We start from the raw sequence: 21,918 nt of genomic DNA, 5'->3' as shown, positions 1-21,918 counted from the left end.
CCGAACGCCTCCTTTCGAACCACATGCTGCAAGCAGCTATTCACTTCAGCATTATGCAAAATGCTCGCTCACAGCTATTATTTTCGGCGGCCCGAGTTTTTACGCGCAGGATGTTGTTGCGGCTGAGGCATCTTCGCACCAGGCTGCTGGTTCTTCATCATCTGCTGGGCGCGCTGCATCTGCTTGCCATTCAGGTTATAACCCATTTGCTTCGCCATCTTCTGGAGCATGTCGGGATCACTTTGCATTTTCTCAAGCTGTTTCCGCAAGTAGTATACCCCAATGAAAAATCCTCCGACCAGACCAACAATCAATGTAATAATCGGTATTGCTATTTCCATCTCTTAGACACCTCTGTATGCAATCTAAAAAGCCTGATGATCCGTGTCAACACATGATGTTATACGCTCAAGATGCAAACATGACACGCACCGGATTTCCTGAAAGTTATCATAGCATTTCCGCACGCCTTGAGCAAACGGATTTTCCAGCTAACTGCTGAATTTAACATCCAGAAAACAGATAGAAAACATTCAGCAAATCTCTCAGTAACATCCGAATAAGTTACATCAGTACCGCCTCTATGAAAACGGTTGTATGCTGAGCCAGATCCACTTCAATCACATCCAGATCATAACGTGTACTGCCACGCGCAACCCGAATGACCGGCCTGCCGGGCAAACCCCGGTGCTGACGTACAATGACACCGGTCTCTTTGGTAGACAATCGAACTGCTGTTCCATTCGGATAAACGGACACACTCCGGTTGAATTCTATCAGAATGTCACAATCCAGCTTCGTGCCAGACATCGCCATCATCTCTTCACAAGCTTCATGTGGCAGCATACTTCTACCCGATAGGCCATTGATCAGATTATCATACGTGTTAGCTGCACTGACGATTCTAGCGAACAGATGAATGTCTTTTCCCTTGACACCTCTCGGCAGTCCCGTGCCATCCACATGCTCATGATGCTGCAGAGCTGTATGTGCCACAAGCAGATTGAACTCCCGTTTGGACTTGATCAACTCGAACCCTCTCCACGTGTGATGCAGGGAAGAATTCGCTGCGGAACCGCTGCCTGGTGGCTCCCCTACTTTGCCGATGTCATGCAATAGGGCTCCGACAGCCAGATCCTTGAGCTGCACATAGTTAAGCCCCAGATTCAGACCAATGACAGAAGACAGCAAACATACATTCATGGCGTGAACATACTGTGCGTTATCTTTGGTCCGAATATCTGTGAGCTGGACAAGCAGTTCACGCCCGTTCAGAACATCGTTCAGGAGTTTGTCTATGCTGATGGCGACCTTTTTTGGGCTCCAATCCTTCCCGGAACGGATAGATTCAAGCGTTACACTCATTTCATTAATAACTGCCTTTTTCGTGGCTTCATCCAGAATGTCTTCTGTATCCACATCTTTATAAGCTTCATCCTGGATGTATAGCATGGTCACGCCAATACGCTTCAGCGTATTAACCATAAATACGGTGAGTTGGACTCCGGCAGACAGCATTACCGTACCGTTACCGGAATATATGGTTTTGCCCAGAAACTCTCCCGCTTCCACACTCTCCACGTTAACATACTTCATGAACGTCCCCCGCTCTTACGATTGCTGCTCCAATGTGAGCAATTGCTCTTTGGTTTGCAGACCGCCTACATAACCCACCAGGGTTCCATCTTTACCGCTGATGCGGTGACAGGGAATAATAATCGGAATCGGATTTTTACTAATAGCATCCAGAACTGCTCGAACAGCTTTGGGCCTGCCGATGATTTCCGCAACCTGTTGGTGTGTTGAGGCCTCTCCATAAGATATATCGGACAGGACTTGCCATACTTGTAGCTGGAATGGTGTTCCAAACAAATCGAGCTTCAGATCAAACGCTTTTCGTTCTCCTGCAAAATACTGGTGTACCTGCTTCGCAGCTTCGCTAAGCTTCTCTTCATTTTTCTCATATCGATATTCGCCAATCCAGGTACGGGCCCATTGTTGCAGATGCGCTTCGCGCACATGAAACGCCCCGAAATCAATATGACACAGGCCCTTATCCGTAGCACAGAGCGTAAGCGTACCAATCGGTGTCAGCACTTCATCGTAATATACCGGCGTACCATGCAAGCCTGTTACGGCCGAAGGTCGCCAAGCCGCAGCTTCCGGTTTGGCAGGCTCCGTAGTTTGCCCGCTTTCCTGTTCGGATGCCTCTTCTGTTTTCTGATTCGGCTGTTGCACATCCAATTGGTTAATCGGATTATTCTGTTCCTTCTGATCCTCAGGCTTATTGTTGCTCGTTTGCTCTGCCTGAGGCTTATCGGGTAAGGTCTTGGACGAACTCAGTCGTTCCTTGGCCTTCTGCAGCATGCTTAGCACGTTCCCATCTTGTTCGTTAGCGGCAGCTTCCCCAATGGCTCTCATTGCGTCTTCTCCTCCAATTCTGCTCAGCGCCCAAGCTGCAGTTCCCCGCAGCTCGGGACGCGGATCACGCTTCAGTACCTCCGTTAGTTTCGGTACAGCGGTTTTGTCTTTGAAATTGCCCAAGGCAATCACGGCGTTACGCTGGATTGGCTTCTTGCCCCGCCAAGCGGCGGAACTTTGGCCGAAGCGCTCTTTGAATTCACGGTTACCGATGTCAAGCAGCGGTATCAGCAAAGGTTTTACAATCTCCGGATCGGGATGAAACTCGGGATGGTGGTCCCAGTTTTTACCCCGATTCTTCGGACAGACAATCTGGCAGGTATCACAACCGTACAGACGGTTGCCAATTTTCAGCATAAACTCTTCATCCACGAAGCCTTTCGTCTGGGTCACAAACGAAATGCAGCGCTGTGCATTCAGTTGTCCCGGCCCCACCAATGCTCCTGTTGGACAGGCATCAATACACTTCGTACATTCACCACAATCCTCGGTCACTGGGTTATCTGGCTGAAACGGAATATTCGTGACCAGTTCGCCAAGAAAGATCCATGAACCGAATTTGGGCGATATAATGGCACAGTTCTTGGCACTGAATCCAATCCCCGCTCGCTGGGAAACAGCACGGTCCACCAATGCCCCCGTATCTACCATACTTTCGATCATGGCTTCAGGTACGCGTTCACGTATAAAATGAACCAGCTTGTCCATTGCTGCACGCAGGACTTGGTGATAATCCTGCCCCCAGGCGGAACGAGCCAGAATACCGCGGTATGCACCCGGCTCTGACTTCGGCGGATTGACCATCTTCGATGGATAAGCCACGGCAATGGCAATGAGTGAAGCAGGCTCTCCATCTTTCAATTCGGGACGCACCCTTTTCTCAATATCAGGCTCCTCAAATCCGGACTCGAACCCTTTCGCCCGATGTTGCTCCAGAATGGATTTCAATGTCACGAATGGTTCTGCCGAAGCAAACCCTATATCATCAATACCCATCTCGGGAGCAGCTGCCTTAATCTCTTGTTTTAACTTCTCCCATACAGCTGCTGCCTTTGCTGCTCCGGTCTGTACACTCGTCATATCTATTCCCTCTCTTCTTCCACGCTAATTCCGTAAATAGTGAACGCCCGCCTCAGGTGGGAGGACAGGCGCTGATTTCGATATACAAGTCGGACATACCGGAGCTAGAAAGAAACCGAGTCTATATCGTTTAACGCAAAATGCAGCGTGAAGTTGTTGTCCTTGTCCTGCTAACATTTTACAGTTTTTTAATTTCCGAGAACGGCCAAAAAATAAACTCCGCCCTGCCTACAATTTCACTGGATATAATGCTGCCAAACACACGGCTATCCTTGCTCTTGCCTTCATGACGGTTATCTCCCATTACAAAGTAATGATCCGCTTTCAGCGTAATTGGTCCAAAATCAGGGTCCTGAACCTCCGTATCCGTGTACGTTTCGGCTTGCTGCTCCCCATTCACGAATAAATGATGATTCCGTACTTCAACCGTGTCTCCGGGAAGTCCGACAATCCGTTTGACCAGAAAATCTTTTTTCTCCACACCTTCGCTTGGATCACGAAGCACAATGACATCCGATCGGGACGGCGTCCCAAAATCATATACAATTTTATTCACAAACAAACGGTCCCGCTCAACCAGCGTGGGCTGCATCGATTGACCTTTGACCATCGAAAGATTGAATACAAACAGGTTCAACAGCATCATGATTACAAAAGCAATCACTATGGTTTTCACCCAGTCCCAAAGCTCTGCACCCCAGGATTTCCCCGGTTGATCAGGCACTCCCGGACCATTTCGTTCCTTGGAAGCCACATGCTCCGTTGAAAGATTGTTGGAGTTCAAAGAGACACCTCGTTTATCAATTTTGTGATAAAAAGTCGATCGACATACTTTCAAAGAAGACAGATCGCATATAGTGAAAGTTTTTCTTAAAAATATCAGGAAGCTGGCGCTCCGCATTTATATGTTCTGATATTACCAAAATTGAGTGATCATAATCCTTTTAATTCTACTTCATTTGCAAAGGTGAAACAATTGGTTATGAGCACCAACACGACTTGAAGGGTGAATAACACTGTGATTAAAACAGTTAAACCAGGGATTAAGTTAAATGGAATGGCGTTCAGAAGTGGCGAAAAAAGGGGAATAATCGGTGAATAGCACCCATATAAATAGAAAGGCATATCCCTCACGTGGTTACACGCTGAAAGATACGCCTAATATGAAATGAAAATCTGTTATATTTCTTTTTAACCATGCAAACTAAGCTTTTGACAAGATACTAAGTTTCTGGAAAGCGCTCATAATCTGATTGGCACCATAACCCATTGCTTCATAAAGAGGCATGGCTACTTTGTTGTGCTCATCACCCGCCACCCATATTTGACTGACTTTACGCTGCTGGAACCTTTGTTCCATGGCCTCGACAAGTTTTTTGCCGACTCCGCGGCGACGATAGTCTGGATGGACCGCAATACGATAGATGCATCCCTGGTTGTGGTCAATCGTACCGATCAAAGCGCCGACGAGGTCTCCCTCTTCTTCCGCAACCATGATCAGGTCAGAATCCCATGACAATTGACGGGCAAACGGGCCCATCGTGTTCTCATAACACTCTTCCGATAGTGCAACCTGGAGAAGCTCTGTCATCTGGCTTGCATCACTCAACTGAAAGGAACGAACGTGCATGTCTTAAATCTCCCTTTTCGTTAGCTTAGATGAGGTTTTACAAAAAGGGGCTCCCCTTTTTACCAAAAACCCAATGTTCATATAATGACAAAAAACGAGAAAATACCGCTTCTTCGTCAATTAAACCATACTTTACTCCATAAAACACGCATTTTCTTTTGAAAGCGCTTAATTGTAACCGTTTACATCAGAATATTAAACTTTCCCTCTATTTGAACGCCTGAAATCACATAAATAGTTTCATAATGGGTAAAATATGTTTGTTATCTCTGACCCATGAATGGATTAACGTCTGGGGGGACTTAATAAACAAAAATGTTGCTTAATTAGCCCGAATGCGGTTTAATATTAGTGACAAGGGTATTATTACATAGGTACCTGTGGCAATTTGCATAAATCCTGTGAGCGACTTTCACTCAGCAAGATATAGATCGAAGTGAACCTATTCGTCTAGAACTTGTCCCGGAAGCGATTCGAATTGAATTATGCAAAATGCTGACCTTAACAAAAATTCAAAAATCTCAGGAGGTATTTCACTATGACTTTTCAATTACCAGCACTTCCTTACGCTAACGACGCACTGGAACCACATATTGATGCGCAAACGATGGAAATCCACCACGATCGCCATCACAATACTTACGTAACGAACTTGAACGCAGCTCTGGAAAGCGCTCCTGAACTGCAAGGTAAGAGCTTGGAAGATCTGATTGCTAACCTTGACAGCGTACCTGAAGGTATCCGCACAGCGGTTCGCAACAATGGTGGCGGACATGCTAACCACAGCCTGTTCTGGGAAATCATCGGACCTAACGGCGGCGGCGCTCCTACTGGCGACATCGCAGCAGCAATCGATAGCGAACTGGGTGGCTTTGACAAATTCAAAGAAGATTTCGCTAAGGCAGCTACAACTCGTTTCGGTTCAGGTTGGGCTTGGCTCGTAGTTGGTAAAGATGGCAAATTGTCCATCACTAGCACACCTAACCAAGACAGCCCTCTCTTCGAAGGTCTGACTCCGGTTCTGGGTCTGGATGTTTGGGAGCACGCTTACTACCTGAAATATCAAAACAAACGCCCTGACTACATCGGTGCTTTCTGGAATGTAATCAACTGGGACGAAGTAAACAAACGTTACGCTTCTGCAAAATAAGACTGCTGGCATAATAAAAAAGCCTGATTTGGTCAACGCGACCGAATCAGGCTTTTTTTTGTGCTTTTGCTTGCTGCACTTCGTTATGAGTAATCCTTCTACGGCTACGATCTTTAAGTTAAGAATACTTAGTCCTTAGAGCAAGTATCCTCATCAAAGACGGTTAGTATGGAATAGTTTCACTATTCATTAACATCGTCATATGCTCCCGCAAAATAACTGCTGATCAGCTTCAGGAATATGTTCGGGAATGCCATTTTGTCCATATCTTCCGGACCAATCCAGCGATAGGTCAGGCCATCGCCTTTTCCACTCATTACATCATGCGCCGGGCTACTTGCGGCAAATGCTGACAACGGCTCGCCCTGCTCATCAAGCGAGCCTGAGATGTTGGCTGCATCGATGTTGCCTGGCTCCGATGCTTGGGCTAGAGCAGTGGCTTCCTTGGCAGCCGCCTGTGCGTCGTAGGCGGCTCTGGCTTCCGCAGCGATCAGCGGAAGCTCGTTACTCTGGTCCTGCTCGGTGCACTTGTACACCTGCAGGCTCCAGACAATGTGGCTGAACACATGCTCCGCATGGGTAGCCAGCCCTTCCGGGCGGGCAGCGAAGCCTTCCGCCCACAGACTGCCGGCCAGTAAAGCCATGGCCGGCTCATCTGCCAGCGGCCCCGCCGCCTTGCCGGCTGCGGCGGGCGCCGCCAGCACATGCGGCAGCTCCCACATGCGGGCCAATAGGCCCGTCGCTGGGCGCTGCCGCACAAGCACACGGCCGCGATGAGCACCGCGGCCCTCCACAATGGCGACCAGCCGCTGCTCAGGGCGTGGCGGCTTCGCCTTGGTCTTGACCGGCAGCGTGAGCTCCCGTCCGGCGATACGGCCGGAACATTGCTCCATGACCGGGCAAGTCAGGCAGTGCGGCGCTTTGGGCGTGCACACCAGCGCGCCAAGTTCCATCAGCGCCTGATTGAAATCACGCGCACGCCCTTCTGGAATGAGCTCTCCCGCGAGCTCCTCCATCAACACCCGGGTGCTGCCCTTCATAATGTCCTCATCAATGAGGAAGTATCGGGACAGGACCCGCATCACATTGCCATCCACCGCTGGCTGCGGCTGGTTGAAGGCAATGCTTAGAATGGCCCCGGCTGTATACGGGCCCACCCCTTTTAACGCAAAGACTGCCTGCTTGTCCTGCGGCATCTCCCCACCGTGCAGCTCCATGACTTGTCTGGCAGCTGCCTGAAGATTGCGGGCACGCGAATAATATCCGAGTCCCTCCCAATTTTTCAAAACCTCTTCTTCCGGTGCTTCAGCCAGAGCCTGTACAGTCGGAAAATTCCCAATAAAACGATTGAAATACGGGATCACCGTATCCACCCGAGTCTGTTGAAGCATAATCTCCGATACCCACGTAAAATAAGGATTGTTGTGGCGACGCCACGGCAAATCCCGTCTGTTGACCATATACCAATCCAGCAAATTCACGCTGAAATGTCGTTTCTGTTCCAATAAACCCATATTCCCGTCCTCTCCTGTTACCATGCTTACGTTCTTCACACGTTCTCCCACATTGTTACTGTTCAGATCCGGGTAACGTCTTCCCCATCTGCTCTACAATAGCAAAGGCCGCAGCCAGCTCCGTCTGGTGTGTAATGCTCAAATGAATATCATACTGTTTGCCGTATGGCAGTTGCAGTCGTTCCCATGCTTCATCAGACAGTGTGGCAACGGGGCGCCCTTTCGCATCAGGCAGCACTTCAATGTCGGTAAAACTCATCATGCTTCCAATGCCGCAGCCAAACGCCTTGGACACTGCCTCCTTTGCTGCGAATCGGCCGGATACAAACTCTACCATCCGTTTTCCCCGATGATCCGCAATCTCCCGCTCTGCATGCGTTAAAATTCGCTTCATAAACGCTTCGGCGTGCGACCCTGATAACAGCTTGCGCATGCGTCCAATCTCCAGTATGTCGTTTCCAATACCATATATCATCAACGTTTCACCCGCTTAACCTTTTATGCTGTAAACGATCTCCATTCGGTCATCTGATCCGTAACTTATCCGAACACGTATTCTATTGTAGCAGGAGGCGCACACGGATGCGAGTACCTTCGTCCACATTACCATTTATGTTAAAATATGAATCAGGAATAGATGAAACTTTAGGAGGAATAAGATATGTCCACAGCATTTGAACTGCCTGCTGGCGGAGATGCCGTCATTCGCGGAAATATATTCACTGCACGGCAACCCGCTCAAGGAATCATTGTCCTGGCTCACGGTTACAAAGGCTTCAAAGACTGGGGCATGTTCCCCTACGCTGCATCGCAGCTAAGCGAGAACCATCACGTCCTGACCTTCAATTTCTCTCACAACGGAGTTGGAGAAGATCTGGAACAATTTTCTGAACTTGAAAAGTTTGCAGTCAATACGTACAGCCGGGAGCTTGCCGACTTGGCAACGCTGCTTGACTATGTGTCCACACAGCCTGAACTTAACGGACTGCCGTTATTTCTACTTGGACATAGCCGCGGTGCAGGCGTAAGCCTTGTGTATGCGCTGGATCATCCCGAGCAGATTGCAGGCGTACTTTCCTGGAACGGCGTAACCAACCTGGATTTGTTTACCCCTGAGCAAAAAGAAGAAATGCGCACACAGGGCCGCAGCCATGTCACGAACGGGCGAACCGGCCAGCAGATGCCTCTGGACGTTTCCATTCTGGAAGACCTGGACAAGCATAAGGATCGTTACGCCATCATTGATCGTTTGGCTTCTTCCCCTCTTCGCGTAGCACTTATTCAGGGAACAGAGGATGGCAAACGGTTGCGTGACGGCTCGGCCGCACTGGTTCAGGCTCGTCCGGATATCCCGTGGCATCAGATTCCCGGAGGAAATCATACCTTTAATACTGTGCATCCATTCAAGGAATCGACGCCTCAGCTTGAGCAGGCGATCGCAGAAACACTTCGCCAGATCGCAACTTGGATTAACTAATCTTGCATAACAAAAAGAGTCGCTGCCTTATGCAGTGACTCTTTGCTGTTCAGATGCTTTCATTGTCCATATCATATCATGGCATGCTTGCGATCCATATTAGATGCCAGGAATGGCATTACGTTTGTGATGGGTACGTGTGTAGAATGCTTCAAGACGCTCTTGTGCAGCCGGATCAATCTGTTTGCCTTCCAAATAGTCACTGTTCGCTTCATACGAAATGCCCAGTTCATCTTCATCGGTCTGGCCTTCCCAGAGTCCTGCTGATGGAGCCTTGTCCAAAATGGCCTGTGGCACGTTCAAATATGCAGCCAGCTGACGCACTTGACGTTTGTTCAGGCTGCTCAGTGGTGTAATATCCACGGCGCCGTCACCCCACTTGGTGTAAAAGCCCGTGATGGCTTCAGAAGCATGGTCTGTTCCGACAACCAACAGGTTTTCCTCAAAGGACAGAGCATATTGCATCACCATACGGGTTCTCGCTTTCACGTTCCCTTTGCCTTGATGAGTCATATGACGCGGGCTGCCCATGGATTTGAAACCTTGTTCCACTTCGAGTGCGATTTCGTTAACTGCATCTTCGATGTTGGTTTCCACGACATGCTTCAGGTCATAGGCTTTTGCCACAGCATAACTATGGTCAATGTCCGATTGCTCACCGTAAGGCTGGAATACACCCAGCGTTTTGTATTCCTTATTCTCTTCTGCTGTAAGCTCGTCCGTTGCTATTTTGCAAAGCGCCGTAGCTACAGCGCTGTCAATCCCGCCACTGATTGCGATTAGCAACCCTTTGGAATTGGCATTTTTCACATAGGTTTTAAGAAAGTCAACGCGCTTGCGCACTTCCTCTTCTTCATTAATGCTTGGTTTAACCTTCAATTCAGCGATGATCTGTTGTTGCAAACTCATCGTTCACACACCCCGTTTCTAAATTAATGAAATTTGATGTCCATTTTGAAAGGTCCGAATGGTTCAATAACCCTATTCGCTCAAAATGAAACGCCCCGGCATCGGTCATCCGAAAGGCGGGGCGTTGCTTGAGCTAATTAACGGCAGTAACGGTCAAACACACTTGTGAGCTCAGCTGCAATTTCCTCCGCAGAACGGTCTTCCACTTGATGACGCTCAATAAAGTGAACGAGTTCTCCGTCTTTCATCAAAGCGATGGAAGGTGAAGATGGAGGATACGGTGCAAAGTATTCACGAGCTTTAGCTGTAGCTTCCTTGTCCTGACCAGCAAATACCGTATACAGGTGATCTGGTGTAATATCATGCTGAAGTGCTTGGGATACACCTGGGCGGCATTGACCTGCGGCACATCCGCAGACCGAGTTAATAACAACCAGAGCAGTACCTTTGGCATCCGGCAAACTTGCTTCAACTTCTTCTGGAGTACGCAACTCCTGAATTCCCAAACGAGTCAGATCATCCCGCATCGGTTGAACCATATCTTTCATGTATTGATCAAATGACATAGACATTCGGTTTCACTCCTTAAATATGTGAGTTCTATTATTTAAAAAATTAAATGCTTTTGTGCTATTCCTATTATACATCCCTAATCAATGAAAGCAAGGTTCAAACACCGCCTGCGGAAAGGCTTCTCCTTCAATATTATGTCTCATTCCTTGGCAAAACATGCTTGAAGTTCAACGTTGAAATGCAACCTTGAAAGTTGTACCCTGCCCTTCCTCTGATTCGATGGTAATAGTTCCGTTATGCCGTTCGACAATGCTTAGACACATGGATAATCCCAGTCCGGTTCCTTTGGCCTTGGTCGTAAAAAAAGGTTCGAACAGCTTCTCCTGCTTCACTCTAGGTATTCCCGGGCCTGTATCTCGCACACACAGCTCCACGGTGTCATCCACCAACCGAGTCTCAAGTGTAAGTACCCCTTTTTCATTCATGGCTTCCATCCCATTACGAGCCAGATTAAGTACCACTTGTTTGATTTCCTTTGAATTCAGATGCAGCTTCGGCACATTGTGAGCAAGCATAAATTCAATACTCTGACCTCGCAGATTTGCATCAGCCCATAACAAAGGACTTAGTTCATGGATGATATCATGCAGCTGGGATTCTTCCTTCTCGGCAATTCGATTCTGAGCCAATGACAGAAAATCATTAATAATGCTGTTCGCCCGATCAAGCTCCTCCAGAACGATCCGGTAATAGTGATCCAGGGACTCCGGACTCTTTTCCTGCATTAATTGAAGAAAACCACGCACAACCGCCATCGGGTTTCTGACCTCATGGGTAATACTTGCGGCCATTTGCCCTACAAGACTAAGGCGATCCACGTTATCGAGCTCGCTTCGCAGCATTTCAAGCTCAGTAATATCCTGAATGATCAACATGGCTCCGATAGCTTCTCTTGGCAGTTCTGCTGAGTACGCGTAGATGGGAACGGTTCGGGATTGAAATACGTTTGAACCGTAACGCACCGTAAGTCCACTCACTTCTCCATGAACAATGGCTTTACGTATACTGCTCTCCATCTTGTCTGCCTGGGCTTGTTCGACAAACTGACTCGCAGGTTGCCCAATCAAATCCGGTGTTGTAGTGCAAGGCAATTGATCCCGCGCCGTTTGCTCCATCGTATCGTTGACGAACTGCACGGTCCCCTCTTTATCTACGGTTGCTATGGATAAAGGAACAGCATTCAGAATTTGGTTAAGCTTTTCCGTTTCGGCTATGTATCTATGATGAACTTCGGACAAATGTTGCTCAAGCCCCCGATGATGTTGCATTTGTTCAATCCAGAGCATACTAAGACTTCCGGCAAGAACTGCACCGATTGTATATCCCAGCGTTAGCAATACCCACTGTACTATTGAGAATGTTGGCTGGCTTTCCATCGATGGAATATACAGTACACTGGACACAACCAGCTCTGCCGTTATTAAGGCGATAACTGTTCCCATTTTGCGTGAACGTGTATAATGCTTGAATCGTTTGGCTGACAACCATACAATAGGATAGAGAAGGATACCCGTTTGAAGTAGAAATCCGTACAGATTATAGGGATGCGCAAAGAGAAAATAGAAGAGTATTTGGAGAAGAGACAGCATTAGGCCTATGCGAGGCCTGCAATACAATATGACGAGCGTCAAGGGCACAATGCCCAAGGAGATGGGAACTGACACGGGGCTCCCATAATGGGCAAAAAGCAGACATAGCAACATGCTCACCACACTGGTCGCGGCAAAACTGGGCTGTACCAGCCTATGATATCCTGCCTTGGCGACCGCTTGCCTGGAGAGCCCCAAGTGCAATAATGGAATCAGGAATACCGCAGCTCCTGCGAGCAGTATTTGTAAAAGAATGTCCTTCAACGCAACCACAATGCCATCCCCCTCCTCTGCCTGCACATTCCCTTATGTATTTCTGATTAAAACATAGGCGACAGTATATTACAATATATCCCTTAAGACAGCATAATAGAACTGCTAATACATTTGTATTGTTTCATAAACTGGCAGGAGTAGACATCGTTTACGGAAAACAGACAAAATCAATGAAAAAAGAGGGTAATAGCGCATGTATGATGTCATTGTAATTGGTGGTGGATCTGCGGGCCTCATGGCCTGTGTTGCTGCTGCCGAGCATGGAGCCTCGGTGCTTCTGCTGGATAAAGGAGATCAACTCGGCCGCAAACTCGGGATCTCTGGCGGCGGTCGCTGCAATGTGACCAATGCCAAGGAGACGGATGAACTGATCCGGCATATTCCGGGCAATGGACGCTTTTTATATAGTTCATTTCAGAATCTGGACAATCAGGGAATTATGCGTTTTTTTGAAAATCTCGGTATTGCCCTGAAAGAGGAGGATAACGGGAGAATGTTCCCCGTAACCGATAAAGCCAAAACGGTCGTTGATGCGTTGGTAGGCAAAATTGTTTCCCTTGGGGTAGAGATTCGCACCAAACAGCCGGTTAAGGAATTAATTCAGAACGGTCAACACGTGCAGGGCGTGAAGCTAGCTTCTGGCACAACGGTGCTTGCACGCTCTGTTATTATAGCTACCGGGGGCAAATCAGTTCCTCAAACCGGATCAACCGGGGATGGCTATCCTTGGGCTGAAGCGGCTGGACATACGATTACAGAGCTGTATCCGACGGAAGTACCGATTGTGTCTGGCGAGAGCTGGATTCAATCCAAAGAACTGCAAGGCTTATCCTTGCGGGATGTCGGGTTATCTGTTCTAGATGCCAAAGGCAAATCGATTATCTCCCATCGCGGAGATATGATCTTCACCCACTTTGGCGTATCAGGACCGATCGCACTTCGTTGCAGCCAGTTCATTCGCAAGGTGCAAATGAAATCTGGGAACCCCCAGGTCACGATGAGTATTGATCTGTTCCCGGACCTGTCTGCCGGTGCTCTTGAAGCCCAGGTTCAGCAGGTGCTGGAGCAAGAATCCCGAAAAGCCGTCAAAAACATACTCAAAACATGGGTTCCTGAGCGCATGATTCCATTGATGATGAAGCGTGCAGAGATCAGCGAAGACCTCACATTTCACCATTTCCCCAAAGGTATGTTAAATACATTAGTGGGGTTAATGAAGGATTTTACCTTCCGCGTAGACGGAACTCGTTCTCTCAAAGAAGCCTTTGTGACTGGCGGGGGAATCCACTTAAAGGAGATATACCCAAAAACTATGGAATCCAAGCTGCTGCCGGGACTATTCTTTTGCGGTGAAGTTTTGGATATTCACGGCTACACGGGAGGCTATAATATTACCGCTGCCTTCTCTACGGGGTACACAGCTGGCATGCATGCTGCAGAGTATAAAAACGCTCGCTCATGACTTGAACATAAGATGTTCATGGACCAATTCACGTTCCACATCACGTAAGTTTATTAAGAGCATGAAAAAACCTCGATCCCGCTATCTGTGGGGTATCGAGGTTTTTTTGAGATGTATGCAATCCAGAATCACTGTCACCAACAAGGCAAGCAGCATCGTTGCCCCTGTTGCATTTACGCCTTCACACTGCCCGAGAAACCATCGACTGAGTCATCGAATGTCGGATCTTCATCCCGGTTAGACATCTCCTGTTCGGGATTGCCCCCCTGGATTCCGCTCGCATAACCTTCATTCCAATCTTCATTCACGAGATGAGCCGGAATGGATATATTCTGAAACTGATCCAATCCATCTGTTTCGGAGAGAAACACCGCACTTCCACCGTGTGACTGTACGATTTCCACAGCAGATAGCGTATCCTGTCGATCTGTAGGAATGTACAATTCAAGCGGTCCTGACTGGTATGGCTTATACCCAAGTTCCTCCAAAGTTGCCTGCGCCGCGAACAACGCTGCATTGTCTGCAAAATGTACCTGAAGTTCACTATCATCCAACATGATTTTTTCCTCCTTGCGAGAGCTGATCCCTTACTTTCAAAATCGTAAGACCCGTCTCCTATAGCATGGTCAGTTACTTCATCTGATATGCTACTGAACAAGGAAGAATATCATCTAAGCCGATCGGATGTAACGAATCCAGCCTGTTATAGACAGGACGAACAGTCCGAAAGCCACGACAGCCGCAGCCGTAACGATACCTTCCAGCCAGCCTAGCCAGGCTGCTCCCAGTGAAAATCCCATTAAAATCCCCAGCGGAACGAACAACATCCGTACCATGGTCACACCTGCACGATTTAACGTCTCCGAATCGTAGGATACGAGCTGAACATACTCCGAGGTTGCAAATACCTCCCAGGAGCGATAGAAAAGTACGCTCAACATGATGACCAACAAGCCACACACGATTATATTGACCGGGAAAGGTGGCAAAGCAACGGCAGCGATCGAAAGGCCGCCAAGCTGCAAGTACAATTTCATCGTTGATGAGTTACGAAAAAATGCTTTGAATGCCGTCTCGGCTGTCCGATTAGAGATCGTTCGATGACGCAGCAACTTACGCTGCTTGCGGAATATGATCGTCCGGGTGCGCGGCGCTTTCGGCTTAGTCACAGAACGACTCAGTAAAAGGGCGGTAAACTTTAGCCGTTCTCGTAAATCTTCACGCACATCGCCCTCAAAGGTTCCCTTCATCTCCAGCCTCATTCGGCCAACCACAATCAGAAGAAGGATTGCGGCCCCAATGCCTGCAAGCAGTGTCCAGATGTGCCCATGCATCCAGGATGTTAACCCAATCGTGATGATGCCCATTGCAATTGCTAAGGGGAACATGCGAAGCCAGCGTCTCCATCCGGTATAACGCACTTTCGTCATATGGAGTACAATGACCTGGAATGAAGCTACTGCGCCAAACCAAATCGCTATTAGTGCGATATGGATAAAAGACATGTCGTACACACGGGACCATAGTGGTGAAGTCAACGCTGTAATTGCGATCATTTTACCCAAATGCTGCAAACAAGCCCGGTAGATCCCTTGTTTCATCAATGTACGCATCCACAGCGACCTTGATTTCAGGAACAACACATCCGCTTCCTCTACAAATATAAGAATTCCACCTGTAAGCATAATGATGTCGATCAGCCCTGTCAGTGTAGGCAATGTTAATCCGGTCGCCCAGGAGGGCAGCGGTTTGGACCATAAACTCACGTACCATCCGCTGAGATACAACAGACCCGGAATAAGCAAGTATACCCATACCGTCCAGTCTACTACCAGTTTCAGGTTTTTCAATTGTTCATTGAAGTGCTCCTTGCGTCTGCGTCTATATAAACTAAGTGGCGTATATGCTCGAGAGGTCTCCATCTTTCTCCCCCCTTCCCGGTTAGGATGTCAGTGTGTCAAAACAATCAAACAACGAGGCGTCCGGCAAATCTGCGGCTGCACGGATTTCGTCAAGTGTTCCTTCGGCAGCAGATCGCCCGGAATGGATGAGTATAAAACGATTACAGATTCGCTCAGCGGTATCCAGTACATGTGTTGACATAAGAACACCTGCACCACGGCGGCGCTCATCGTCCAGCAATTTCAGAAAATCCTTGGTTGCGCGAGGGTCCAGTCCGATGAAAGGCTCGTCCACAATATATACATCCGGCGAGGACAGGAAGCCGATCATCAGCATCATTTTCTGCCGCATCCCCTTGGAGAAACTGGCCGGAAGATCATTGCGGACGTGGTCCATGCCGAAACGAACCAACATCTCCTCCGCCCTGGCGACAAAGACCTCTTCTTCCATCTCATAGGCAGCCGCTGCCAGATCGAGATGTTCCCACAGGGTCATGTATTCATAAAACACAGGTTGTTCCGGAATATAGGCATAGCGTCCGTCTCCCCCAATGGTTACTTCATACTTCGCATGTTCAAGCAGGCCAAGTAATGTTTTGATGGTAGTGCTTTTGCCAGCCCCATTCGGTCCGATAATACCCACCAGCTCCCCCGGCGCCACGTGTAATCGGATGTTCCTTATCGTGGATCGACCCACCTCATATCCTGCTTCCGTAATATGTACGTCCAATATGGACTCCTGTGCGGCTGTATCTTTGTTTTCGATTTCCATATCATTCACTCCCTGTCCTGTCAGGTGCTTGTTCGGTTCTTTATTGATATTGTAATCGAGTTCGTGATGAATTGTTTGATCATTTTGAGCTTTTGTATAATGATTTTACATTTGCAATTCATGTTATAATGTTATAACGTACTAACATTTATACTTACTTACGTATTCATTTCTTAAGTTGGATCATACTATAAGAGGAACATACTATGAATGGTGGGGCCCAAATGAAAGAGGACAATTTTAAGAAGAAAATTTTATCTCGTAAGATAGGTAAAATGGGTAATAGCTTAGGCGTTAGCTTGCCAAAGGTTTTGATCGATAAGCTCGATGTGTCACAAGGTGATGAGATTGAATTTATTGAGAACAGTCAAGGTGAGATCATACTCAAAAAAGTTAGACATTTGAAAATACCTGAAAATGTAAGACCTGAAGTACTTGAAGCTTTTTTTGATGTTTTTGAAGAGGATGAGGGCATCCTCCAAGATTTAAGAGATCGTTAATCATGATCATATTCCTTTCAGTAGAAGAAGTTGTAGCCGCTCATTATTTTATGATGAAGAGAATGAATGACACAGCACAAGCTGGAGTGAAGAACTATTCTTTGTTGGACTCTGCTGTAAATAGACCCCAACAAACTTTGTTTGGAGAAGATGCCTATCCTTCTATATTCGATAAAGCTAGTGCTTTATTAGAATCCTTAGTTAAAAATCACTGCTTTCATAATGGGAACAAACGGACAGCTTATCTCGTAACCAAATCGTTTTTGATTTTGAATGGTTACCATCTCCAAATGGAACGTCAATATGCAGTAGAGTTCATGGTCAATATTGCAGAGGGCAAACACTCATTTGAAAGCATAGCAAATATATTAAAGTACCATTCAGTCGTGCGGTAACTAATTTTATAATAAACGAAAAAAGCAGGGGTTCCGGAACCCCTGCTTCTTTATATTACAGTGAAAATCTCATATTACCGATTTGACTCCACCACAGTTGAAGTTTCGCTTTCTGCATCTGCATTTACATTCAGACCCAGATCCAATGCTCCACGGCTTTCGCTCTCAGAGCTACTGCTTTCGTTACGATCACGGTCGTTTACGCTATTGTTGCGTTCGGTTTGAGCCCATGTTGCGCTCTCTCCTTCTGCCTTCGCGTTCAGACCCAGATCCAGCGCTCCATGGCTTTCACTCGCATAGCTGCTGCTATCGTTACGATCACGGTCATTGACGTTGTTATTGCTTTCGGTTTGAGTCCGTGTTGCGCTCTCGCCTTCTGCCTTCGCGTTCAGACCCAGATCCAGCGCTCCACGGCTTTCGCTCGCATAGCTGCTGCTGTCATTACGCTCACGGTCTTTCACGCTGCTGTTGCGTTCAGATTGAGCCACGGTTGCACTCTCGCCTTCTGCCTTCGCGTTCAGACCCAGATCCAGCGCTCCACGGCTTTCACTCGCGTAGCTGCTGCTATCGTTACGACCACGGTCATTTACGCTATTATTGCGTTCAGTTTGAGCCCATGTTGCACTCTCGCCTTCTGCCTTCGCGTTCAGACCCAGATCCAGCGCTCCACGGCTTTCGCTCTCAGAGGTGCTGTTCACGTTCCGTTGTTCGCCGCTTCGTGAATAGTCGCTCATCGTTGTACTTTCTCCCGACACATTGGCATTGAGACCAAGGCCCAGGTTACCAGAACTGCTGCGTTCAGCAGTATGATCGGAAGAACGATCATTGTAACGGTTCATGCTCTCTGTGGATAGGCCGGCATTCAAACCGAGATCCAGATTTAATGCTCCAGATGCACTGGACGAACCTCCGTAGCTGCCATTGTTGCCATAACCTGCGTCACGGTGTCCTGACAGAAGAGATCCCAGCTCCAGTCGCAAACCTGCATTCAAATCCAGATTTCCGCTGCTGTTATTGCTATAGCTATCCGCGTAAGTTGCTTGCGAAGCTCCCAGCAATCCAGCGACCAACGTACCCGATAATACCGACAATTTTACCCAACGATTCACTTTTTTCATGATAATATACACTCCTTCTCCATTTTGGTTGAATTAACGCCATTGTGTTTGAGAGAAAGAGATATATTGCGGCGGCCGCCCTGGCGGCGCTTGTGACCATTGACTGAAACCATCCAGACGTTCCATCCTGAAAGCAAAACCGTAATCTGGTGTAGCCAGTCCGGAAGTTGCTCCTGGAAGTGCGGCGGGTGGAGCGGTTGATCCTCCACCAGTTACACCGGAGGAACCGGAGCTCCCACCTGCGGCAGCATTCGCTGCTCCAGGAGAAGTTGCCGTAACAGACCAATCCGTTGACCGTTCTGTACGCGGCTGCAATGGTGACGCCTTATTGGAATCATCCTCTAAGTTAACACCTTTGTTATTCTGCACTGGATCAATGACAGCTGGTTTAACTAAAGACTGATCCACCAGGAATTGCTCCTCATCTGGCAATACTGCATTTGAACTAGAATCCTGCTCCAGGTTAGATTCTTCTACAGGCACTGCCTGCGGAGTAGCAGGCTGTTGTGGACGTACTTCCGATTGCCAAGTGACGTCAATCACGTTGCCCGTAACATGCACAGCAGTCTGTCCATCTTCATCACCCTGCGATGAAACCTGATGTACTCACTCCGTTTTGCCGATTGTAGGCTTTTCAACGTTCGATGTATTAACGACCGAACGCTGTTCCGGCGTAACAGTTGGTTTTTCAGGCTTCAGACTTGGTATCTCTACCGTTCCCTTATCCGGATTACCTGCGGATACATCCACTACAGGAATATTCGCTTCTACCGAAGGAAGCTGAACCTTACCTTTCGTCAGATCCACACGGGATGAAGAGACATTAACCCAAGTAACTTCAGGTACATCCACCTTCACGGAAGGCAATTCAACCTTGCCCTGCCGAAGATCTGTTTTCACAGCAGACGTCTCTGCCTTGATCACCTCGGGTACCTCTGCGGTAACACCAGGCAAAGAAGCTGTCCCTTCGTTCAGGTTTACCTCACTGCTCGATACATCCGCTTTTAATACCGGTGTATCCGCCTTCACAGACGGTAGTTCAACGGTTCCCTTGTTCGCATCAATGTCGATCTCTGATGTTCCTGCCGATCCAAGCGGCGTATCTACCTTCAGTTCAGATACACTCAGCTTGCCTGTCAATTTATCCGCTTTGATCGACGGAACTTCAACATCCAGTAATGGTGTGGATACAGATACCGACGGAGTCAGGTTCAACCCACCATCCGAATCTCTTGAAAACAAATTCAGCGATAAGCCACTGGACTTGTTAGCTGAAGATGCCTGAGAATCATCTGCATACACATGCGACGATCCCAATCCTATAATCAGCGTCCACGCGAGTATAGCCAGTGGTATGCTTCCAAGACGAACAATCGATTTTGGTAACTTTACATTCAAGTTGCTTCACCCCCTTTCCGCTACTGCGTTGGTGGGAAAAGGCATATGAGTTTTCCCCTAAGATTAATTAGAATACAGGGATTTCTGCCTGTTCCTCATTAAACGTGAAGGCGTTTACTCAAACGTTTTTTATTCAAAAAGTTAAAATTTTAATGAAATTCTACCAAGAATTTCCCCATTTCCACCTCTGTAACCGAGGTATTTGCAAACTCGTTTCACTTACCAGTAATCATGGAGTTTGCTGCAAGACTCCCGTCCATGTCTTTCTTTTTTTGCCTGCGAATCACTACATAAGTCACGCCAAGCAGCGTCAGCAAAATGCCTGAACTGATAAAAGCCGGAATAACTCCGAATGAGGTCACCAGAAATCCACCTACCACCGGACCCATGATGTTACTGGCCGTCATGATGCTGCCAACCGTTCCAAACACACGGCCCGTCATGGATTCAGGCGTTTGCTCCTGAAGTAGAATTTGGAACGGAACAATGGCAAACCCAACCCCCACACCTGCCAAGGCAAATAACGATATCAGCAGCAAATTAGCGCCAAGACCAGCATGCGGCCATACTCCTACGATCATGCCTACTCCACCAATGACAAGACCCATCAATGATGTTCCAAGACCCATCTTGATTACATGCCCCGCCTTCTTCCACTTCTGAACACTCATCACTGCAATTAACGTTCCAACACCGCTAGCCGCGACACACCATCCAAGCAGATCACTTGAAATACCAGGAAGCTGTCTGAACAGGACTACCGTCTGGGAATCCGCAAATTGCAGAAACAGAAGGGCTGAGGCAAGCAGGACTAAAGAGGTACCCACATGAGGAAGAGATGCGAGCATGCGGATGCCTTCCATTGTATCTTTCATAAACGTAGCTTTTTTACCTGCTGGAGCAACACCTGCTGTCTCTTCCCTTACTTGTTCTACGTTCTGATTCACAGATTGGATCACTCGTGCTCCAGGAATCCATAGCAAAATAATGCCTGAGATCAGAAAGGACGCGGAATCCAACACGAAACACCAGGTGATCCCAAAAGCGGCAACCAACAGCCCGCCAAGAGCCGGGCCGATAATTTTGGACATCTGTTCAATCACCGAGCTGATGGACACCGCCTGCCCCAATTGCTCCTGGGGTACAATTTCCTTAAGCTTGCCGTTCTTGGCTGGTGAGAACACCACATCGAATAAAGACTTGAGAATAAGCAATACATACACATGCCAGATTTGATCGGCAAAAATGAGCCCTCCAACGATCACAATTCGCGCACCGTCTGCACCGATCATCAGCCACTTCCGATTGGCCCTGTCCGCCAGCGCCCCTGCAAATGGACCTGTAAGTAAGACAGGCAATGCTGCACACAGCGTGGTGAACGTAATCTCCCACGGCGTGGCATTCCAGCGAATACCCACCAGCGTAAGAATCGCCAGCAGGTGCAGCCAGTCTCCCAGATTGGAGATAGCCTGTGCAGCCATCAAAGTGATAAAAGATCGATTGTGCTTCAGGGGTCTTCGTTCCTGCATCGTTAATCCACTTGTCATCACTCTTCTCCTCCGCCCTCAACCCATTCATGATATGAATTTATTATAGAGAGCAGGCTGAGCTCCCACCTCCTGCCAGAGACGGAGAGTACGCGCTACCTTCAGGATGATTTTCCCATTACTTATTTTCAAATCTCTCATGATTGCTGACTATAAAAATTGAACTAAACATTTACACAAGAACGAAGAGGACAGAAATAACCTGA

At 47.9% G+C, this 21,918-nt stretch carries 22 protein-coding genes; 5 read left to right on the top strand and 17 right to left on the bottom strand.

Annotated elements, in window-relative coordinates; genetic code table 11:
* Positions 1–77: 77 nt before the first annotated feature.
* From ACDJ58_RS02100 to ACDJ58_RS02080, 5 genes are all read right to left on the bottom strand, one after another.
* Positions 78–341: a YneF family protein gene (locus tag ACDJ58_RS02100; protein ID WP_076290490.1), complete on the bottom strand. Its 264-nt coding sequence runs from the start codon at positions 339–341 to the stop codon at positions 78–80.
* 223 nt (positions 342–564) lie between these two features.
* Complete coding sequence (locus ACDJ58_RS02095) at positions 565–1,596, bottom strand: HD-GYP domain-containing protein (protein ID WP_413375096.1); 1,032 nt, start codon at positions 1,594–1,596, stop codon at positions 565–567.
* A gap of 15 nt (positions 1,597–1,611) precedes the next feature.
* Positions 1,612–3,501 (bottom strand): tRNA epoxyqueuosine(34) reductase QueG, encoded by a 1,890-nt coding sequence (gene queG, locus ACDJ58_RS02090; RefSeq protein WP_413375094.1) that lies wholly within the window; start codon positions 3,499–3,501, stop codon positions 1,612–1,614.
* Positions 3,502–3,679: 178 nt separating this feature from the next.
* A complete protein-coding gene (gene lepB, locus ACDJ58_RS02085; RefSeq protein ID WP_413375092.1) occupies positions 3,680–4,285 on the bottom strand; it encodes a signal peptidase I in 606 nt (201 codons plus the stop codon).
* A gap of 420 nt (positions 4,286–4,705) precedes the next feature.
* Positions 4,706–5,131 carry a GNAT family N-acetyltransferase gene (locus tag ACDJ58_RS02080; RefSeq protein ID WP_024632996.1) on the bottom strand — a complete coding sequence of 142 codons (426 nt, stop codon included), beginning with the start codon at positions 5,129–5,131 and terminating at the stop codon, positions 4,706–4,708.
* Positions 5,132–5,669: 538 nt separating this feature from the next.
* On the opposite strand from ACDJ58_RS02080, the gene ACDJ58_RS02075 reads away from it, so the two are divergent.
* Positions 5,670–6,281: a superoxide dismutase gene (locus tag ACDJ58_RS02075; protein WP_413375090.1), complete on the top strand. Its 612-nt coding sequence runs from the start codon at positions 5,670–5,672 to the stop codon at positions 6,279–6,281.
* A gap of 182 nt (positions 6,282–6,463) precedes the next feature.
* Here ACDJ58_RS02075 and mutY read toward each other — a convergent pair whose 3' ends face one another.
* Both mutY and acpS read right to left on the bottom strand, forming a co-directional pair.
* A complete protein-coding gene (gene mutY, locus ACDJ58_RS02070) occupies positions 6,464–7,795 on the bottom strand; it encodes an A/G-specific adenine glycosylase (protein ID WP_413375088.1) in 1,332 nt (443 codons plus the stop codon).
* 55 nt (positions 7,796–7,850) lie between these two features.
* Positions 7,851–8,270, bottom strand: coding sequence for a holo-ACP synthase (gene acpS / locus ACDJ58_RS02065; protein WP_413375086.1), 420 nt, complete (start codon positions 8,268–8,270; stop codon positions 7,851–7,853).
* Positions 8,271–8,456: 186 nt separating this feature from the next.
* On the opposite strand from acpS, the gene ACDJ58_RS02060 reads away from it, so the two are divergent.
* Positions 8,457–9,272, top strand: a complete 816-nt coding sequence (locus ACDJ58_RS02060; RefSeq protein WP_413375084.1) for an alpha/beta hydrolase family protein — start codon at positions 8,457–8,459, stop codon at positions 9,270–9,272.
* A gap of 99 nt (positions 9,273–9,371) precedes the next feature.
* On the opposite strand, the gene nadE is transcribed toward ACDJ58_RS02060, so the two are convergent.
* The 3 genes from nadE to ACDJ58_RS02045 form a co-directional block, all read right to left on the bottom strand.
* A complete protein-coding gene (gene nadE / locus ACDJ58_RS02055) occupies positions 9,372–10,181 on the bottom strand; it encodes an ammonia-dependent NAD(+) synthetase (RefSeq protein WP_413375082.1) in 810 nt (269 codons plus the stop codon).
* 137 nt (positions 10,182–10,318) lie between these two features.
* Entirely contained in the window at positions 10,319–10,753 is a 435-nt protein-coding gene (locus tag ACDJ58_RS02050; protein WP_053779648.1) for a BrxA/BrxB family bacilliredoxin, read from the bottom strand.
* Positions 10,754–10,921: 168 nt separating this feature from the next.
* Complete coding sequence (locus ACDJ58_RS02045) at positions 10,922–12,616, bottom strand: two-component system sensor histidine kinase NtrB (RefSeq protein WP_413375079.1); 1,695 nt, start codon at positions 12,614–12,616, stop codon at positions 10,922–10,924.
* A gap of 196 nt (positions 12,617–12,812) precedes the next feature.
* Between ACDJ58_RS02045 and ACDJ58_RS02040 the strand changes: the two genes are divergently transcribed.
* Positions 12,813–14,081 carry an NAD(P)/FAD-dependent oxidoreductase gene (locus ACDJ58_RS02040; RefSeq protein ID WP_413375077.1) on the top strand — a complete coding sequence of 423 codons (1,269 nt, stop codon included), beginning with the start codon at positions 12,813–12,815 and terminating at the stop codon, positions 14,079–14,081.
* A 173-nt stretch (positions 14,082–14,254) separates the two neighbouring features.
* Here the strand turns inward: ACDJ58_RS02040 and ACDJ58_RS02035 are convergent, their stop codons facing one another.
* From ACDJ58_RS02035 to ACDJ58_RS02025, 3 genes are all read right to left on the bottom strand, one after another.
* Positions 14,255–14,638, bottom strand: a complete 384-nt coding sequence (locus ACDJ58_RS02035) for a hypothetical protein (protein ID WP_413375076.1) — start codon at positions 14,636–14,638, stop codon at positions 14,255–14,257.
* Between the two features lie 114 nt (positions 14,639–14,752).
* Positions 14,753–16,003: an ABC transporter permease gene (locus ACDJ58_RS02030; RefSeq protein ID WP_413375074.1), complete on the bottom strand. Its 1,251-nt coding sequence runs from the start codon at positions 16,001–16,003 to the stop codon at positions 14,753–14,755.
* A 19-nt stretch (positions 16,004–16,022) separates the two neighbouring features.
* The gene (locus ACDJ58_RS02025) at positions 16,023–16,754 is read right to left on the bottom strand and encodes an ABC transporter ATP-binding protein (protein WP_413375072.1); all 732 of its coding nucleotides are present in this window, start codon (positions 16,752–16,754) and stop codon (positions 16,023–16,025) included.
* A gap of 206 nt (positions 16,755–16,960) precedes the next feature.
* Here ACDJ58_RS02025 and ACDJ58_RS02020 point away from each other — a divergent pair, with 206 nt between their 5' ends.
* Both ACDJ58_RS02020 and ACDJ58_RS02015 read left to right on the top strand, forming a co-directional pair.
* Positions 16,961–17,254, top strand: coding sequence for an AbrB/MazE/SpoVT family DNA-binding domain-containing protein (locus ACDJ58_RS02020; RefSeq protein ID WP_413375070.1), 294 nt, complete (start codon positions 16,961–16,963; stop codon positions 17,252–17,254).
* 2 nt (positions 17,255–17,256) lie between these two features.
* Complete coding sequence (locus tag ACDJ58_RS02015; RefSeq protein WP_413375068.1) at positions 17,257–17,649, top strand: type II toxin-antitoxin system death-on-curing family toxin; 393 nt, start codon at positions 17,257–17,259, stop codon at positions 17,647–17,649.
* A 74-nt stretch (positions 17,650–17,723) separates the two neighbouring features.
* Here the strand turns inward: ACDJ58_RS02015 and ACDJ58_RS02010 are convergent, their stop codons facing one another.
* The 4 genes from ACDJ58_RS02010 to ACDJ58_RS01995 all read right to left on the bottom strand — a co-directional run bounded on the left by ACDJ58_RS02010 (position 17,724) and on the right by ACDJ58_RS01995 (position 21,712).
* Positions 17,724–18,767: a hypothetical protein gene (locus ACDJ58_RS02010; protein WP_413375066.1), complete on the bottom strand. Its 1,044-nt coding sequence runs from the start codon at positions 18,765–18,767 to the stop codon at positions 17,724–17,726.
* 33 nt (positions 18,768–18,800) lie between these two features.
* Entirely contained in the window at positions 18,801–19,328 is a 528-nt protein-coding gene (locus ACDJ58_RS02005) for a hypothetical protein (RefSeq protein ID WP_413375064.1), read from the bottom strand.
* A 45-nt stretch (positions 19,329–19,373) separates the two neighbouring features.
* Positions 19,374–20,165, bottom strand: coding sequence for a hypothetical protein (locus ACDJ58_RS02000; protein WP_413375062.1), 792 nt, complete (start codon positions 20,163–20,165; stop codon positions 19,374–19,376).
* Between the two features lie 215 nt (positions 20,166–20,380).
* Positions 20,381–21,712, bottom strand: coding sequence for an MFS transporter (locus tag ACDJ58_RS01995; RefSeq protein ID WP_413375060.1), 1,332 nt, complete (start codon positions 21,710–21,712; stop codon positions 20,381–20,383).
* Between the last annotated feature and the right edge of the window lie 206 nt (positions 21,713–21,918).

Source organism: Paenibacillus taichungensis (assembly GCF_047302525.1).
Lineage (GTDB): Bacteria > Bacillota > Bacilli > Paenibacillales > Paenibacillaceae > Paenibacillus > Paenibacillus taichungensis_B.
The sequence above is the reverse complement of the archived record's forward strand: the minus strand, read 5'-3'. Positions and strand labels throughout refer to the sequence as shown.